Genomic DNA, 16286 nt, shown 5'->3' on the forward strand with positions numbered 1-16286 from the left:
TGTTTTTGTCTAGATTATAAAAATCGATCTATGACATTCAAAAGAGGTCAAAAAGATCAACTATAACGTTATAATTGTTTATTTAGAAAGATTCTTTGCGAAAATAGGGGTAAAAACCTACTTACTTTATAACATCGAATTTCGACTTTGTTAAAGAAAAGATTTTTAAATATTAATAATTCATTATTTTAATTTAAAATTGATTTTTTGGCAAAAACAAGCAGTGAAAATCGTTTTTTAGCAATAATAATTTTTGAAAAGGCTTGTTCTATTATATTTTTTTTAATTTTCGTCTTTAATGCTTAAATTTGCCTCAAAAAAATAAATCCGCTTTTATTATGAATATTTATCAGGATTACCTTCAAGAAATTGAAGAAAGAAAAAATCAAGGGTTACACCCTAAACCAATCGATGGAGCTGAATTGTTAAGCGAAATCATTGCTCAAATTAAAGATGTTGATAACGCATACCGCGAAGATTCTCTTAAGTTTTTTATTTACAATACTTTACCGGGTACTACAAGTGCTGCTGGTGAAAAAGCAAAGTTTTTAAAAGAAATTATTTTAGGTCAATCTGTAGTTAAAGAGATTACGCCTGCTTTTGCTTTTGAATTGTTATCACACATGAAGGGCGGGCCTTCAATTGAAGTGTTATTGGATTTGGCTTTAGGAAATGATGCTGCAATTGCTAAACAGGCTGCTGATGTTCTTAAAACACAAGTTTTCCTTTACGATGCAGATACAGATCGTTTGAAAGAAGCGTTCAAAAGTGGTAATGCAATCGCTAGAGAAATTATTGAAAGTTATGCGCAAGCTGAATTCTTCACGAAACTTCCAGAAGTTGATGAAGAGATTAAGGTTGTTACTTATATTGCTGGAGAAGGTGATATCTCAACAGATTTATTGTCTCCAGGAAACCAAGCTCACTCACGTTCAGATCGTGAGCTTCACGGGAAATGTATGATTACGCCTGAGGCACAAGCTGAAATTCAGGCGTTACAAGCTAAGCACCCAGATGCAAGTGTGATGCTAATTGCTGAAAAAGGAACAATGGGAGTTGGTTCTTCTCGTATGTCGGGAGTAAACAACGTTGCGCTTTGGACAGGGAAACAGGCAAGCCCATACGTTCCATTTGTAAATATCGCTCCAATTGTTGGAGGAACAAATGGTATTTCTCCAATTTTTCTTACTACAGTAGACGTAACGGGAGGTATCGGAATTGACCTTAAAAACTGGGTTAAAAAAGTTGATGCAGATGGAAAGCCAGTATTGAATGAAAATAATGAGCCAATTCTTGAGCAAGCATATTCTGTTGCTACAGGAACTGTTTTGACGATTAATACTCAAACAAAAAAATTATACAATGGGGATCAGGAATTAATTGATATTTCTAGATCATTCACGCCTCAAAAGAAAGAATTCATTAGAGCTGGAGGATCTTATGCAATTGTATTTGGTAAAAAACTTCAAACTTTCGCAGCGAAAGTTTTAGATATTGAAGCTCCTGCTGTATTTGCTCCATCAAAAGAAATTTCTAATGAAGGGCAAGGTTTAACAGCGGTAGAGAAAATCTTCAACAAAAATGCTGTTGGTATTGCTCCAGGAAAAGTTTTGCACGCAGGATCAGACGTTCGTGTAGAGGTTAATATTGTTGGTTCTCAAGATACTACAGGTCTTATGACAGCTCAGGAATTAGAGTCTATGGCTGCTACAGTTATTTCTCCAATTGTTGATGGTGCTTACCAGTCAGGTTGCCATACAGCTTCAGTTTGGGACAAAAAAGCGCAGGCAAACATTCCTAAATTGATGAAATTTATGAACAACTTCGGGTTAATCACAGCTCGTGACCCTAAAGGCGTTTATCATTCAATGACAGACGTAATCCATAAAGTGCTTAACGACATTACTATCGACGAGTGGGCAATCATTATTGGTGGTGACTCTCATACAAGAATGTCTAAAGGTGTTGCTTTTGGTGCTGACTCAGGAACTGTTGCTCTTGCTCTTGCTACTGGTGAGGCTTCTATGCCAATCCCAGAATCTGTAAAAGTGACTTTCGTAGGTGATATGAAAGGTTATATGGATTTTCGTGATGTTGTTCACGCTACACAAGCTCAAATGCTTAAGAAATTCAACGGAGAGAACGTATTCCAAGGTAGAATTATCGAGGTTCACATCGGGACTCTTACTGCTGACCAAGCCTTTACATTTACAGACTGGACTGCAGAGATGAAAGCTAAAGCTTCTATCTGTATTTCAGAAGATGATACTTTAATCGAATCATTGGAAATTGCTAAAGGCAGAATCCAAATCATGATCGACAAAGGAATGGATAATGACAGACAAGTTCTTCAAGGATTAATCAACAAAGCTGATAAGAGAATTGCTGAAATTAAATCTGGCGAAAAACCAGCTTTAACTCCAGATGCAAATGCTAAATACTATGCTGAAGTTGTAGTTGATTTGGATCAAATTGCTGAGCCAATGATCGCTGACCCAGATGTAAATAACAAAGATGTTTCTAAACGTTATACTCACGATACCATCAGACCATTATCTTTCTATGGTGGAGAGAAAAAAGTAGATCTAGGATTTATTGGTTCTTGTATGGTTCACAAAGGAGATATGAAAATTTTGGCTCAAATGTTGAAAAATGTTGAGGCACAAAATGGAAAAGTTGAATTTAATGCTCCTCTTGTAGTGGCTCCTCCAACTTACAACATCGTAGATGAATTGAAAGCAGAAGGAGACTGGGAAGTTTTACAGAAATACTCAGGTTTCGAGTTTGATGATAATGCTCCAAAATCAGCGGCGCGTACAGAATACGAAAATATGTTGTATTTAGAGCGCCCTGGATGTAACCTATGTATGGGTAACCAAGAAAAAGCGGCTAAAGGAGATACGGTAATGGCAACATCTACTCGTTTATTCCAAGGAAGAGTTGTAGAAGATAAAGAAGGTAAAAAAGGAGAATCATTGCTTTCTTCTACGCCAGTTGTTGTTCTTTCTACAATTTTAGGTAGAACTCCAACAATGGAAGAATACACTGCTGCGGTTGATGGTATTAACTTAACTAAGTTTGCTCCTTCTAACAAGCAATTGGTAATGTAGTCTAAAGAGATTATCTAATCATATTTTTTAAGAGCCCGAGTCGTAAAACTCGGGCTTTTTTTGTAATAATTGCGCTATTTTTTGTATCTTGTGATGTTCAAAAAAGAATAATAAAAACAAAAAATCTATGGCTTTTGATATCGAAATGATTAAAAAAGTGTACGAAAATATGTCAAGTCGCGTTGATAAAGCGCGTGAGATTGTTGGTCGTCCACTTACTTTAACGGAGAAAATTTTATACAATCACCTTTGGGAAGGAAATCCTACTAAGGCGTTTGGAAGAGGGGTTGATTACGTTGATTTTGCACCAGACCGAGTAGCTTGTCAGGATGCAACTGCACAAATGGCGCTATTACAGTTTATGCACGCCGGTAAATCTAAAGTGGCAGTTCCTACAACGGTTCACTGCGACCACCTGATTCAGGCAAAAGTAGACGCTGTAACCGATTTGGCTAGAGCAAAAACACAAAGTAATGAGGTTTTTGACTTCTTGTCTTCTGTTTCTAATAAATACGGAATCGGTTTCTGGAAACCAGGAGCTGGAATTATTCACCAGGTAGTGCTTGAAAATTATGCTTTCCCTGGCGGAATGATGATTGGTACCGATTCTCATACTGTAAATGCAGGCGGGTTAGGAATGGTTGCTATTGGTGTTGGTGGGGCAGATGCTGTAGATGTCATGTCTGGAATGGCTTGGGAGCTTAAATTTCCTAAACTTATCGGAGTGAAGTTAACGGGTAAATTATCTGGCTGGACAGCTCCAAAAGATGTTATTCTTAAAGTTGCGGGTATTTTGACCGTAAAAGGTGGTACTGGCGCTATCGTAGAATATTTTGGAGAAGGCGCAAAAGCGATGTCTTGTACTGGTAAAGGAACGATTTGTAATATGGGAGCTGAGATTGGAGCTACAACCTCAACTTTTGGCTACGATGATTCTATGAGCCGTTATTTGCGTTCTACAAATAGAGCAGATGTGGCTGATGCTGCAGATAAAATCGCTTCTTATTTAACAGGAGATCCAGAAGTATATGCTAACCCTGAAAAATATTTCGATCAAGTTATCGAAATCAACTTATCTACGTTAGAACCGCACTTAAACGGTCCTTTTACGCCAGATTTAGCTACTCCGATTTCTAAAATGAAAGAAGAAGCTATCAAAAACAATTGGCCGTTACAGGTTCAGTATGGTTTGATTGGCTCTTGTACAAACTCATCTTACGAAGATATTTCTCGCGCTGCATCTTTAGCAAAACAAGTGGCTGCGAAAAATTTAAAAACGAAAGCGAAATTTACAATCACTCCAGGTTCTGAAGTCGTGCGTTCTACAATAGAAAGAGACGGATTTATCGATACTTTTAATAAAATCAACGCAACAGTATTTGCAAATGCCTGCGGACCATGTATTGGTATGTGGGATAGAGAAGGGGCGGAAAAAGAAGAAAGAAACACTATTGTGCATTCTTTCAATAGAAATTTCTCTAAACGTGCAGACGGTAACCCAAACACTTTGGCATTCGTAGGTTCTCCAGAATTGGTAACAGCTTTGGCAATTGCAGGAGATTTAGGATTTAATCCATTAACAGATAAATTAATCAATGAAGATGGCGAAGAAGTAATGCTTGATGAGCCTACTGGAGCCGAACTTCCTGCTAAAGGTTTCTATGCTGAAGACCCAGGTTTTCAGGCTCCGGCAGAAGACGGCTCAAATGTTCAGGTAGTTGTTAATCCGACCTCAGAGCGCTTACAGTTATTAGCTCCTTTTAATGCTTGGGACGGGAAAAATATTACAGGTGCTAAATTATTAATCAAAGCATTCGGAAAATGTACTACAGACCATATTTCTATGGCTGGACCTTGGTTGCGTTTCCGTGGGCACTTAGATAATATTTCTAACAATATGCTTATTGGAGCTGTAAATGCTTACAATCAAAAAACAAACTCTGTAAAAAATCAATTGACTGGCGAATACGATGCTGTTCCTGCAGTTGCCCGCGCATACAAAGCGGCAGGAGTTCCATCTATTGTGGTTGGAGATCATAATTACGGAGAAGGTTCTTCTCGTGAGCACGCTGCTATGGAGCCTCGTTTCTTAGGAGTTAAAGCAGTATTAGTGAAATCTTTCGCTCGTATTCACGAAACAAATCTTAAAAAACAAGGTCTTTTAGGATTGACATTTGCAAATGAAGCAGACTATGACAAAATCCAAGAAGATGATACTATTAACTTCTTAGATTTAACAGAATTTGCGCCAGGCAAACCATTGACATTAGAATTTGTTCATGCAGATGGCACAAAAGATATTATCTTAGCAAACCATACTTACAACGAAGGTCAGATTGGCTGGTTTGTAGCTGGTTCTGCATTGAATTTGATTGCAGCTGGAAAAGCTTAATATTTTAGTCAATTATATCAAATAAAAAACGCTCTATGAAAATAGAGCGTTTTTTATTATCTATTAAATTATTTTATTGCAAGTTTAGTTCGCTTTCGCAACAGTTGCGCCTTGCGACAAGATTTTAGCTTTGTTTGGTTTTGTCTTTTTAAATTCTTCTAAATCAATGCTGAATAGTCTCGATGAGGGTATTTTAGAATAACTATTTTCAAAAAGCCCGCCAAAGAGATAAAGTTTGTTGTTATAGTAGTGCATGGCAGAAAACTTCAGTTCGATGTCTATTTCATATTCTTTTAGCACGGTGCTTTTTAAGTCATAAGTGTACATTTTTCTATCCTCAAAAAAATAGATCATATTATCATGATACGCAACAGCAGGTCTTTCTAATTCTGTAAAGGCTTGACCTTCTATTTGCCATTTTCCGGTTGTCAAATCGAAAGTCTCGATTTCGGATAATAGTTTGCCGTTATCGCCGCCAATTAGATAGATTTTATCATTGACTAAAATTCCTGTAGTTTCTTTTGCAGTCGGCATATCGCCTAGTTCGTGCCAATAGCCAGTAGTAATGTCGTAGAGATGCATTTTGCTGGTGAAATCTTTTTTTCCTTCCTCTGTTGATCGTACTGAACCTCCTAAAACAATAATATTGTCCTTATAAGTGAACGACGCAAAATTAACAGCTTGATGCGGGTTAGCAAAATCGATTTTGCTGGTAAGGCTGTCAATATCCACAACCTCTATTTGATCTTGCAGGTATTCCCAGGCGCTTATTGTATTGATATACATTTTTTTTCCGCCTAAAATATAAATGGAGTTATTATAATAATGCATATTATGATATGCTCTTCCTTGTGATTTTAATTTTGAAATTGGAGTCGTCCAAGTATTGGTTGTAATGTCATAAATAGAGAGATTTCTTTTGTAGTGAGGTTTGTCTAGCGTATATTGAGATTGGGCAAGGTAATCTGTTAGGGTAAAATCGGCTTTTTCTGATCTAAGTTTTTCCAGCCAGTTTATTTCAGGAAAAGGATTTCCTCCCATCACATAAATCTTTTCATCCTTTATGAAAGATCCGAATCCGAAAACGGGATATTTTAGAGGTTTTAAAACATTGAAAGCTAGTTTTGGTTTTAATTTTAATGTAGAAATCACCACTACTGGGGACAGATTTTCAATGCTTTCCTCTAGTTGGACTTTGAAATTTTGCCTAGTAAAATACGTTACAGATAACCTCAATGTGGTATAGCCTATATGTGAAAATTCTAATACTTCTTCATTTTCTAATTTCTTTTTTAAGTTTAAGACAAATTCTCCATTTTGATTTGTTTTAGTTCCAATCTTATTTAACGTTGCAAATACATTGGCGTCTTTAATGGGTTCGCCGTTTGCTGATAATACCAGGCCCTTTATGTTTTGCGAAATAGAAAGCAATGGAAAAAGTAGGATGAAAATTACGAGTATTTTTTTTGTCATTTCTTTGGTTTTAGAATTAAAAAAACTTTTAAAAAATAGATCAATATGTAAAAAACTGCTTTTCAAAAAGTTGGCTCAATTTTTATGCCGAGGCTGTTAAATTGAGGTAAAATAATTGTTAAAAATACAGGTTTTTTTACTTTAAAAAGTTAAATTCGCTTTTTAGGCAATATATTTGTCTTTTTTGAGTTGAAATAAATGTGTAATGTAAAAAAAGTGTCAAAACTTTAATAATAGAGTATGGTTTATCGGTTAATAATAGTATTGTTTTTTTTCAGTGTAGGAGCTTTTGCGCAGGATAATTTTATTAAGCACAAAATTTCGCAAGGAGAAAACCTTTCTGTTATTGCTAAGAAATATGGAGTGAAAGTAAAAGATATTGCAGATGCAAATCCGAATGCTCCTAAAATATTGAAACTTAATTCTACACTTTTAATTCCTAACAAGAATAAAAATACTGCTAAAGCAAAGACTAAAAATATTGAGGTTGCGGCAAATGATACTCCTTCTATTGCTGCTTCTGGTACTCATGAAGTAGCTTCGAAAGAAACGCTTTGGGGAATTTCTAAAAAATATAATGTTTCTGTTGATGAATTAAAAAAGGCAAATCCATCGCTGGAGACCGAAGGCTTAAAAATAGGACAGCAAATAAATATTCCTTCAAATGACGTAGCCTCGAATATTAGTTCGCAAAATGAAATTCCAGTCAATTCAGAAATAGCTTCAACAGATGTGGAACTTATAAGAGAAGTTAAGTCTAAAGAGACAAAATATGGAATTTCTAAAGAATACGGCATTACAGTAGCAGAGTTAGAACGTCAGAATCCATCAGTTAAAAAGAAAATGCCAGTTGGATATTTATTGAAAATTCGTGTTCCAAAAGAAAAAGCAGATGCAATTCAGGCTGTAAAAACTTCACAAGAAACTAATATACAAGGAGATCTGAATGCTGCTTCTAGTCAATTAGCAGAAACGACTCCAGAAATAAAAAGAGATTCGACTGTTGTGAGAACAGGAAACTATTCTGAGTTAATAGATCAGCTTATAGCAAGCGCAGTAGGTAATATTGGAACTAGATATAGATCGGGCGGAACTACAAAAGCAGGTTTTGACTGTTCAGGATTAATGTTTTGTACTTTTGGCAATTTTGATATTAAACTGCCAAGGAGTTCCATAGAACAATCTCGAATTGGGACAAAAGTAGCTACGGATGAGGCCCAAAAAGGCGATTTAATTTTCTTTAGAACCAACGGTAGACGCCATATAAACCATGTGGGTATGGTTGTTGAGAATATTGACGGAGAGATTAAATTTGTACATTCGTCTACTCATGGCGGTGTAATGATTTCTTCTACAAAAGAGCCGTACTACACAAGAGCTTTCTCTCAAGTAAATCGTGTTTTAAATTAAACTTGAAGAAAAGCGTTTTTTAATGTTTCTAATCTGAAAGGTTTATTCCAGAAGTCAGATACATATTTGTTTTCTTTAACTTTTTGGATTTCATCGCTATCTAAGGTCGAAGAAAGTACAAAAATTTCAATTTTTTCTTTTACATTTTCCGGCAATCTATCAAACTCTTCTAGAAATTCAAAACCATTCATAATAGGCATTTGAATATCCAAAAGAATGATCAATGGATTTTGAAGCTGGTTTTTTAGAATCCAGTTCATTCCTTCTTTTCCGTTATTGGCTATACAGACAGGATTAATATCAAGTCCTTTTTTCAACAGCTTTTTAGTGACAAATTGATCAATCAAGTTGTCTTCTATAATTATAAATTGAGATTTATATGACATACGAATTTGGTATTGTTACTATAAATTTACTTCCAACATTGCTTTCTGAAAAAACAGAAATGTCTCCTCTAATATTTTCAACAGCTTCTTTTACGATATATAAGCCTAGTCCAGAGCCTTTGTTTTTATTTGTTCCAAAATACATATCAAAAATATTGGCTTTATAATCGTCATGAATTCCAATTCCATTATCTGCGACCTCTATTTTATTTACGCCCTCGCTAAAATAGGTTTTTATTGTAATAAACATTTCTGGTTTGGCGCAGTCTGCATATTTTATGGCATTAGAAAGCAGGTTGTTGATGATGATTTTCAAACGAAGACCGTCGCTTTCAATATGGTCAACCAAAAGCTCTTGCGTAAATTTAATTCTGTTTGCATTTTCAATATGCATTAATTGAAGAATGGCTTCATTGCACAGTTCTTTCAGACTCACGGGCTCCATGATTATTTCTTTTCTTTTGTTTTTAGAATAATCAATAATATCGCTTATAAACTGATCTTGTCTGGCAAGGCTTTGATGCATCATCTGCAAATAATTTCGAACCTGCTCCACATCATCTTCCAGTGCTGTTATTTCGATGAGGCCTTTTAGTGAGGTGATAGGTGATCTCAAATCGTGTGATGCGCTGTAAACAAAGCGATCCAATTCGTGATTTACGATAATGAGATTTTCATTTTTCACCTCAATCTCTTTTTTTGATACTAATAATCTTTTTACCATTATAGAATAATAAAGGCAGACGCTGCAGATGATAACTAGAATGAAAAAAATGTTTGTGATAATTAGCAAATCCTTTATTTTTCGAGTTCCTTCTCCTAATGTATTTGAAAAATTCCGCTCATTAATCGTTAATCGGTCACTAATTGCGCTAATATCTTTTAAATATTTTTCCTGATCTTTTGCAGTTAATATATTGTGTTCAATTTTTGCATTAATCTGCTGTCCAATAACAAAGAGATCAAAAATTAATTTATCTCCTTGTCCCCATTCATTTATCGCTTTAGATAAAAAGCTTACGTTTTTGAAATTTTCAAATAGCCAGATGATGTCATCTAGATCGTCTTCGTTATTTCTGCCCGTAAGAAATCCTTTTCTGGCAATTTGATTATCTCCAGCTTTTAAAAGGGTGATTCTTGCAATGCCGTCTCCTTGTGGCACTTTTAATTCTTCCAAATACAATTTCCATTGCGCAGGACTCTTTGTAAATAAGTAAGTGATTAAATGTCTGGATGCATCTTTTTGTCCTTTTGAATAATGTGATTCCCCATTTACATAAGCTCTGTTGGCAGATAAAATTTTGATAGTAAAAAAATTGATGCAGATTAACAATGCGCACGAAATAAAAACAATCAAAATAAGGATGAAGACATTTGGGAAGCGAAAATTTTTTAAAGCTTGCAATTTAGACATAATCTTAAAATTAGTAGGTTAATAATAAAGTGTCTTTTGCGTGTTTAAATGTATGATGAAAATAATTATGAAGGAAATTAATTTCGTAAAACATTAAACACTTGTTAATGGATTTTGCTTTTGCAAATACTTTTTAAAATGCTTCTCTCAAATATAATAAAATTTATCTTATGATTTTTATATAAAAATAATTTAAGTGCAAAAATATTTCCCCTTTAGATTATTTTTGTTTAATTTTTTGTTCTTAATAAAGTGATGTGTTTTTTTTAAGTTTGGTCAATTTTATTGATTAAAATTTGGCATAAATAATCAATCTTCTAAACGCATAAATAGATGGTACCGAAGGGAAATAAGCATTTATTCTTTTTTTAAATTCGGCTGTTAATGCTTTAAATTCTTTTTCTTCCAGCCTTTCCTGATAAACCGTTAGTGCAGAGCCGGAAATGAAATCGAAAAAATCATCTTTATTGTTAGAAATCAAAGGATAAACTTTTTCATAGAGAACCAAATCTTTACCTCCGTTTTCAAAAAGTATTTTAGCATACTCATCCAAAGTTAATACTGGAGAAGGGCGTGTCCAATTTTTGAGATATGATGCAAAAGGCTCTTCCTGCACCAACTGAAAAAGTATTTTATTAAGGATATTTTCATTTTGCTGCGGCATCTGAACAGCCAATTGTCCGTCTGGATTTAAGCGGGAAATGATTTTTGGAAAAAGTTCGTTATGATTATCGATCCATTGCAGTGCGGCGTTTGAAAAAATTAAATCCCATTTGGTTTCATCGTCAATCTGTTCTAAAATGGTCTTTTCTTTAAACTCAAGCTTTTCTTGTGTTGGAGCCTTTGCCAACATTTCAGCAGAATTGTCAATGCCAAGCACAAAGGAATTCGTCAGTTTTTGATGTAATTTTTGAGTAAGCTCGCCTGTTCCGCATCCGAGGTCTATGACTTTTAGATTTGGTTGGTCAACAATAAGGCTTGTTAGATCGTCAAAAGGTTTAGAGCGTTCTTCTTTAAATTCGTTGTATTTTTTAGGATCCCAAGTCATAAATATTGTTTTTATCTTAAAAATAAGGAAAAATTCTAAGGTTGCAAAATCATGATATAAGCCATTTTCATTTATTTTGAAAACATTTCTTGTTTGCGTAAGGGATAGCAACGGCATCCTTTTATGGTGGTGTTCACCATAAAAGATAGAGTGGATAGCCCGACCCGCCTTTTTCGGCGGGATACGCCCAAAAGATTTTTAATAAAGAATTAGGCTAAATCTTGATAAATATGGTCTTTTTTAAGAATTTATAGAATTTATAATTTAAAGATTAAGATTTCCAAAAAAAGTATATCTTTAGCCAACCTAAACCAATAAAAATGCAAGAAAACGACCAAGAACATTTTAAAAGAGAACTCGGACTCTTAGACGGAACCATGCTTGTGGTTGGCTCTATGATTGGATCCGGGATATTTATTGTAAGTGCCGATATTGCCAGACAAGTAGGTTCGGCAGGGTGGCTTACCTTAATCTGGCTTTTGTCTGGATTTATTACTGTTGTCGCAGCAGTTAGCTACGGCGAACTGAGTGCAATGTTTCCTAAAGCGGGAGGACAATATGTCTATCTGAAGGAAGCTTACAACAAGCTGATTGCCTTTTTATACGGCTGGAGTTTTTTTGCAGTTATTCAAACTGGAACTATTGCGGCAGTAGGGGTAGCCTTTTCAAAATTTGCGGCTTATTTGTATGAACCGTTAAGCGATGAAAACATTCTTTACGAACTAGGGGCTTTTAAACTGAATGCAGCTCAGCTGGTTTCGATTTTAACCATTATCATTCTGACTTTCATTAATAGCCGTGGTGTGAAAAATGGAAAAATTCTGCAAACCGTTTTAACAATAATTAAAATTTTATCGCTGCTAGGATTAGTTGTTTTTGGATTAACGCTTGCCGCGAAAGCTTCAATTTGGGATGCAAACTGGGCAGATGGCTGGAGCACAAGAACATTTGACAAAGAAAGCGGATCATGGCTGCCAATTAGTGGAACTGCTCTGATTTCTGGAATTTCGGCAGCAATGGTAGGATCATTATTTTCTAGTGATGCTTGGAATGGCGTAACTTTTATCGCAGGAGAAATTAAAAACCCTAAACGAAATGTAGGCCTTAGTTTGTTTCTAGGAACTTTTATAGTGACCTCTCTTTATGTTGTGACAAATCTAATGTATTTGGCTGTAGTTCCGTTTGACGAAATTGCAACAGCAAAATTTGACCGTGTTGCCGTGGTGGCTTCAGATTATATTTTTGGAAATATCGGAGCGCTAATTATTGCAATTATGATCATGATTTCGACTTTTGCCTGCAACAACGGATTGATTATGGCGGGTGCGAGGGTATATTATACGATGGCAAAAGACGGATTGTTTTTCAAAAAAGCGGCCGTTTTAAATAGTTCGAGTGTACCTGCGTGGGCACTTTGGGCGCAATGTATTTGGGCTTCGGCTTTGTGTCTGACAGGAAAATATGGAGATTTGCTGGATTTTGTAATTATCATTGTTTTGATTTTTTACATTTTGACGATTTATGGAATTTTTATCCTGAGAAAAAAGATGCCAGATGCAGAAAGACCCTATAAAGCATTTGGCTATCCATTTTTGCCAATGCTGTATATTGTCGTGGCGTCGGCAATTTGTGTTTCGCTATTAATTACAAAATTTTCAACTTGTGGATGGGGAGTATTAATTATGCTGACTGGAATTCCAGTTTATTATTTAACCAAACCAAGCGAGTAACATTTTAGTTTCAGTTGAAGCATAATAAAAAAGCATCTTGATTTTCAAGATGCTTTTTTATTGTTTAATAGTCGGATAAATCATTCGTAATTCTTTCTTCTGTTGGCCTTAAAAAAATGAGATATACAATGAGAAGCAATCCGAATATGATGAATTCAGGCTTTAAGATTAATATTAAAAAAGCTGCGCCTTCAAGAACTGCCCATCGCATAATAGAAGCCGTTTGGTAAACTGGAAGTTTGTCTTCGAGTTTTAGCTTCGGATCGATCTGTTTTAATTGCGCTTTAAATAATATACTGCTTGTAACAAAGGCAAGAACTGGAATAATAAGATATAGTATTGAATTTGAATCTATAGAAGGAATATTTAATGTTTCTAACGAAATGTCTCCTATAATGAAATACGCAATAATTGTTCCTGCACAAACACCAAGATGGATGATTTGTAAAGTTTTGATTTTTTCAGTCATAATTTGGTTTAGATTTGAGGTTGAGAGTATGCAAGTTAATACTAATTGTTTTTAAATAAGTAATTTATGGTTTTAATTTTATCAAATGGGTAGCATCATAAACAAAAAAAAGACACTAATCAATAGTGCCTTTTAAATGATAATCGCTGTAAACTCAGGTTATATTTCAACCGGTTCATCAACAGATTTTATAGTTGAATTAATAATAGACAAAGTAAGCGGATCGGTTTCTCCAGAAAAGAAAGCCTCCAGAATTTCCTGAAATATTGGATTTGCATTCTCTACCAAAGAAAATAAAGTCATGCAAGAACGCAATTTTCGGGCATCTAAATCGCCAAAAATTCCATCTGCCGATTTCATTTTAAAAGTTAATAATAATTCTGAAATTTCAATTAAATGTTTTCCTAAAATAGGATGCTCCAAATAATCTGCTGCTTCTTTTAGATCGTTAATGGCATATAGATTTGCAGTATCGCTTTTACCCAATCCTTTAATTTGAGGAAAAATAAACCACATCCAATGCGTTTCTTTTTTCCCTTTTCCGATTTCAGAAAGAGCAGTAAGATAAAGTTTGTTCTGCGCATCTAAGAAGCGCGCTAAATCGTTGTTTGAATAAGCCATTACGGTATTATATTTTTTTAAAAGGTTGCAAAAATAGTAAAAAAGGAAGGTTCAGCCTAATAAAACGTTCATACAATCAGTATTTTAACTTTTTTCGACAGAATTTTCCTCGTCAATATTGAGCTAATAAATCAGCTAGTTTTTAGTTCTGAATGCATTACGCATTACGTTGCGTTTGCCTAAAAGTTAAATTTATTCGGGGCAAAACTTTGCGCGCTGTTTTGGGTACGTGATGCTGCCAAAAACTATTGGTAGTTCCCGCCATTAGTAGGAAAGAGCCATGATGAAGCGGTATTTCGACCAGCGGAATATCTTTTCTAAATTTGTGGCGAAGTTTAAACATTCGGGTTTCTCCAAAAGTGACAGATGCTATAATTGGATCTTTGCCAGAATTGTCTTCACGATCGCTGTGCCAGCCAACGCCATCTTTTCCGTTTCGGTATAAATTTAACAGAAGGCTGTTAAAATCAAGCTGGGTTTCTTTTTCAACACGGCTTCTAATTTTTAACAATTCATACGTCCAGTCAGGTCCGTTTGGATCGGCTCCTGCATTATCTTTATCCTCATACCAGGCAATCATTCTGGGTACAGTGTAGGTTTTGTCATAAATTTCCATTTCATATTCTCTCCATTTCGTTTTACGAAGTATTCTTTCATAAAAAGAATCTGATTCTTCTTTACTGAAGAAATTTTCAATCAGAATTAGTTCGCAATCCGGAAGATCAAATATTTTTTTACCTCCGTGCCCAGTGGTAAATAATTCGGTGTCGGTAAATAGTGTCATAATTTTGATTTTTTACAGCTCTATTTTTCTCTAATTCGATTTTAGACTAAGAAATGCTTTTTAAAAAACACTTTTCTTGGATGTTTTTCTGCGTAAGAAAAAATCAATTGCTCTATATATTGGTTGCTTTTATAAGGCGTAACATAATTTTTTACTTCTGAAGGCTCATGAATCGAAACATCCGAAGGAAGATATCCCATACCATAAAAATGTCCGTTTTCAATCCATATGCAGCTGCGTTCCTCTTTTGATTTTCCCTTATCGATAATAGCAAAAGTTGGCCTGTTGTTTAACAGATAATCAATAGCGTTATCGACTTGCGCGTTATGCATTATAGTATCGGGCAGACTCTGCACGTTATTATTATAAAAAAAATCTCCCTCTTCTGATTTTGAATATTTGCAGAAACGATGATCGATTTCAAAGCGTTCAGCCAGACTTCGAAGTAAATTGATGCCTTCATGCAAACTGCTAAATTCATGAATGCATACCTGAAACTTACTTACTTTTCCAATAGCTAAATATTTGTACCCGTTTCTAGCCTCGTATTGGTAAATGCCAAACTTTGCTTCAAAGCGTTTTAAAGCCCTGTTATAAGTCGGCCAGAGCTTTTTGATTTCTGTACACTCCAAAAGAAGCGCCATTAATTCTGTAGCGCAGACTTCAAAAGAAATTCCGTGAATATCCCTTAAAAAATGCTGCCTTTGCGGATTGATATTATTACCTGTAAAATGTGATGTTACGCGTTTTTTTAAATTAATTGCTTTTCCAACATAAATCACTTTTTTTGCCTGATTATAAAAGTAATAAACGCCTGGTTTGTCTGGCAGATTATTAAAATCATCTGGCGGAAGGTTAGGTGGCAAGCGCTGATCTTGAGCCGTTTTTTTGATCATTTTCTCGATTTCTCCAGCATCGTCCCATTCCAGCAAAAGAGAAAACAACAGTGCAGTAGCATCTGCATCTCCGCCCGCGCGGTGTCTGTTTTCTAAATTGATATTTAAAGAATTGCAAAGATTGCCTAAACTATAAGAACCCAATCCCGGCTTGATTTTTCTGGCTGCGCGAACGGTGCACAATTTTTTAGCAGACCATTTAAAACCAGATTGTTCCAGTTGATGATGAACGAATGAATAATCGAAATTGACATTGTGCGCCACGAAAATACGGTCTGTAAGCATTTCGAGAACTTTTTCTGAAATATCATCAAAGATTGGCGCATTGGCTACCATTTCGTTATTAATGCCTGTTAATCCAAAAATAGAAGGAGGGATGTCCTGTTGAGGATTAACAAGTGTTTCATAACGATCCAGCACATTTTTGCCATCATGAATAATGATCGCAATTTCTGTAATGCGGCTACCGCTGGCATTTCCGCCTGTGGTTTCAATATCGACTATAGCATATTCCGTATTTTTCATCTTTATATAACGTAAAATGTTCTATTTC

At 35.2% G+C, this 16286-nt stretch carries 12 protein-coding genes; 4 read left to right on the forward strand and 8 right to left on the reverse strand.

Translation table 11 applies throughout. From position 1 onward, the window contains the following. Positions 1-338: 338 nt before the first annotated feature. Together N4T20_RS09995 and N4T20_RS10000 are read left to right on the forward strand one after the other, a co-directional pair. Positions 339-3110: a bifunctional aconitate hydratase 2/2-methylisocitrate dehydratase gene (locus N4T20_RS09995; RefSeq protein ID WP_260672860.1), complete on the forward strand. Its 2772-nt coding sequence runs from the start codon at positions 339-341 to the stop codon at positions 3108-3110. A gap of 127 nt (positions 3111-3237) precedes the next feature. Beyond that, the gene (locus N4T20_RS10000) at positions 3238-5502 is read left to right on the forward strand and encodes an aconitate hydratase (protein ID WP_260672861.1); all 2265 of its coding nucleotides are present in this window, start codon (positions 3238-3240) and stop codon (positions 5500-5502) included. Between the two features lie 84 nt (positions 5503-5586). Here N4T20_RS10000 and N4T20_RS10005 read toward each other — a convergent pair whose 3' ends face one another. Then, positions 5587-6975, reverse strand: coding sequence for a kelch repeat-containing protein (locus N4T20_RS10005; RefSeq protein ID WP_260672862.1), 1389 nt, complete (start codon positions 6973-6975; stop codon positions 5587-5589). 240 nt (positions 6976-7215) lie between these two features. Between N4T20_RS10005 and N4T20_RS10010 the strand changes: the two genes are divergently transcribed. Beyond that, on the forward strand, positions 7216-8385 hold the full coding sequence (locus tag N4T20_RS10010) for a C40 family peptidase (RefSeq protein ID WP_260672863.1): 1170 nt from the start codon (positions 7216-7218) through the stop codon (positions 8383-8385). Here the strand turns inward: N4T20_RS10010 and N4T20_RS10015 are convergent. The 3 genes from N4T20_RS10015 to N4T20_RS10025 form a co-directional block, all read right to left on the reverse strand. Continuing rightward, positions 8382-8771 carry a response regulator gene (locus N4T20_RS10015; protein WP_260672864.1) on the reverse strand — a complete coding sequence of 130 codons (390 nt, stop codon included), beginning with the start codon at positions 8769-8771 and terminating at the stop codon, positions 8382-8384. The two genes, N4T20_RS10010 and N4T20_RS10015, sit on opposite strands and share 4 nt — an antisense overlap. Continuing rightward, positions 8761-10185 (reverse strand): sensor histidine kinase, encoded by a 1425-nt coding sequence (locus N4T20_RS10020; RefSeq protein ID WP_260672865.1) that lies wholly within the window; start codon positions 10183-10185, stop codon positions 8761-8763. Before N4T20_RS10020 ends, N4T20_RS10015 begins: the two co-directional genes overlap by 11 nt. Before the next feature lie 289 nt (positions 10186-10474). Further along, complete coding sequence (locus tag N4T20_RS10025) at positions 10475-11233, reverse strand: methyltransferase domain-containing protein (RefSeq protein ID WP_260672866.1); 759 nt, start codon at positions 11231-11233, stop codon at positions 10475-10477. A gap of 320 nt (positions 11234-11553) precedes the next feature. Between N4T20_RS10025 and N4T20_RS10030 the strand changes: the two genes are divergently transcribed. Next, positions 11554-12963 carry an APC family permease gene (locus N4T20_RS10030; RefSeq protein WP_260672867.1) on the forward strand — a complete coding sequence of 470 codons (1410 nt, stop codon included), beginning with the start codon at positions 11554-11556 and terminating at the stop codon, positions 12961-12963. Between the two features lie 64 nt (positions 12964-13027). Here the strand turns inward: N4T20_RS10030 and N4T20_RS10035 are convergent, their stop codons facing one another. From N4T20_RS10035 to N4T20_RS10050, 4 genes are all read right to left on the reverse strand, one after another. Beyond that, positions 13028-13432, reverse strand: coding sequence for an MFS transporter (locus N4T20_RS10035; RefSeq protein ID WP_260672868.1), 405 nt, complete (start codon positions 13430-13432; stop codon positions 13028-13030). Positions 13433-13591: 159 nt separating this feature from the next. Next, positions 13592-14053, reverse strand: a complete 462-nt coding sequence (locus tag N4T20_RS10040; protein WP_260672869.1) for a DUF1810 domain-containing protein — start codon at positions 14051-14053, stop codon at positions 13592-13594. A gap of 157 nt (positions 14054-14210) precedes the next feature. Next, the gene (locus tag N4T20_RS10045; RefSeq protein ID WP_260672870.1) at positions 14211-14837 is read right to left on the reverse strand and encodes an alpha-ketoglutarate-dependent dioxygenase AlkB family protein; all 627 of its coding nucleotides are present in this window, start codon (positions 14835-14837) and stop codon (positions 14211-14213) included. 41 nt (positions 14838-14878) lie between these two features. Beyond that, a complete protein-coding gene (locus N4T20_RS10050; RefSeq protein WP_260672871.1) occupies positions 14879-16258 on the reverse strand; it encodes an exonuclease domain-containing protein in 1380 nt (459 codons plus the stop codon). Positions 16259-16286: the final 28 nt, after the last annotated feature.

The organism is Flavobacterium sp. TR2, assembly GCF_025252405.1.
Taxonomy (GTDB): domain Bacteria; phylum Bacteroidota; class Bacteroidia; order Flavobacteriales; family Flavobacteriaceae; genus Flavobacterium.

Excerpts from the sequence above, each read along its gene's own strand:
- N4T20_RS09995 (WP_260672860.1), top strand. The coding sequence starts at position 339 with ATGAATATTTATCAGGATTACCTTCAAGAAATTGAAGAAAGAAAAAAT.
- N4T20_RS10000 (WP_260672861.1), top strand. The coding sequence starts at position 3,238 with ATGGCTTTTGATATCGAAATGATTAAAAAAGTGTACGAAAATATGTCA.
- N4T20_RS10005 (WP_260672862.1), bottom strand. The coding sequence starts at position 6,975 with ATGACAAAAAAAATACTCGTAATTTTCATCCTACTTTTTCCATTGCTT.
- N4T20_RS10010 (WP_260672863.1), top strand. The coding sequence starts at position 7,216 with ATGGTTTATCGGTTAATAATAGTATTGTTTTTTTTCAGTGTAGGAGCT.
- N4T20_RS10015 (WP_260672864.1), bottom strand. The coding sequence starts at position 8,771 with ATGTCATATAAATCTCAATTTATAATTATAGAAGACAACTTGATTGAT.
- N4T20_RS10020 (WP_260672865.1), bottom strand. The coding sequence starts at position 10,185 with ATGTCTAAATTGCAAGCTTTAAAAAATTTTCGCTTCCCAAATGTCTTC.
- N4T20_RS10025 (WP_260672866.1), bottom strand. The coding sequence starts at position 11,233 with ATGACTTGGGATCCTAAAAAATACAACGAATTTAAAGAAGAACGCTCT.
- N4T20_RS10030 (WP_260672867.1), top strand. The coding sequence starts at position 11,554 with ATGCAAGAAAACGACCAAGAACATTTTAAAAGAGAACTCGGACTCTTA.
- N4T20_RS10035 (WP_260672868.1), bottom strand. The coding sequence starts at position 13,432 with ATGACTGAAAAAATCAAAACTTTACAAATCATCCATCTTGGTGTTTGT.
- N4T20_RS10040 (WP_260672869.1), bottom strand. The coding sequence starts at position 14,053 with ATGGCTTATTCAAACAACGATTTAGCGCGCTTCTTAGATGCGCAGAAC.
- N4T20_RS10045 (WP_260672870.1), bottom strand. The coding sequence starts at position 14,837 with ATGACACTATTTACCGACACCGAATTATTTACCACTGGGCACGGAGGT.
- N4T20_RS10050 (WP_260672871.1), bottom strand. The coding sequence starts at position 16,258 with ATGAAAAATACGGAATATGCTATAGTCGATATTGAAACCACAGGCGGA.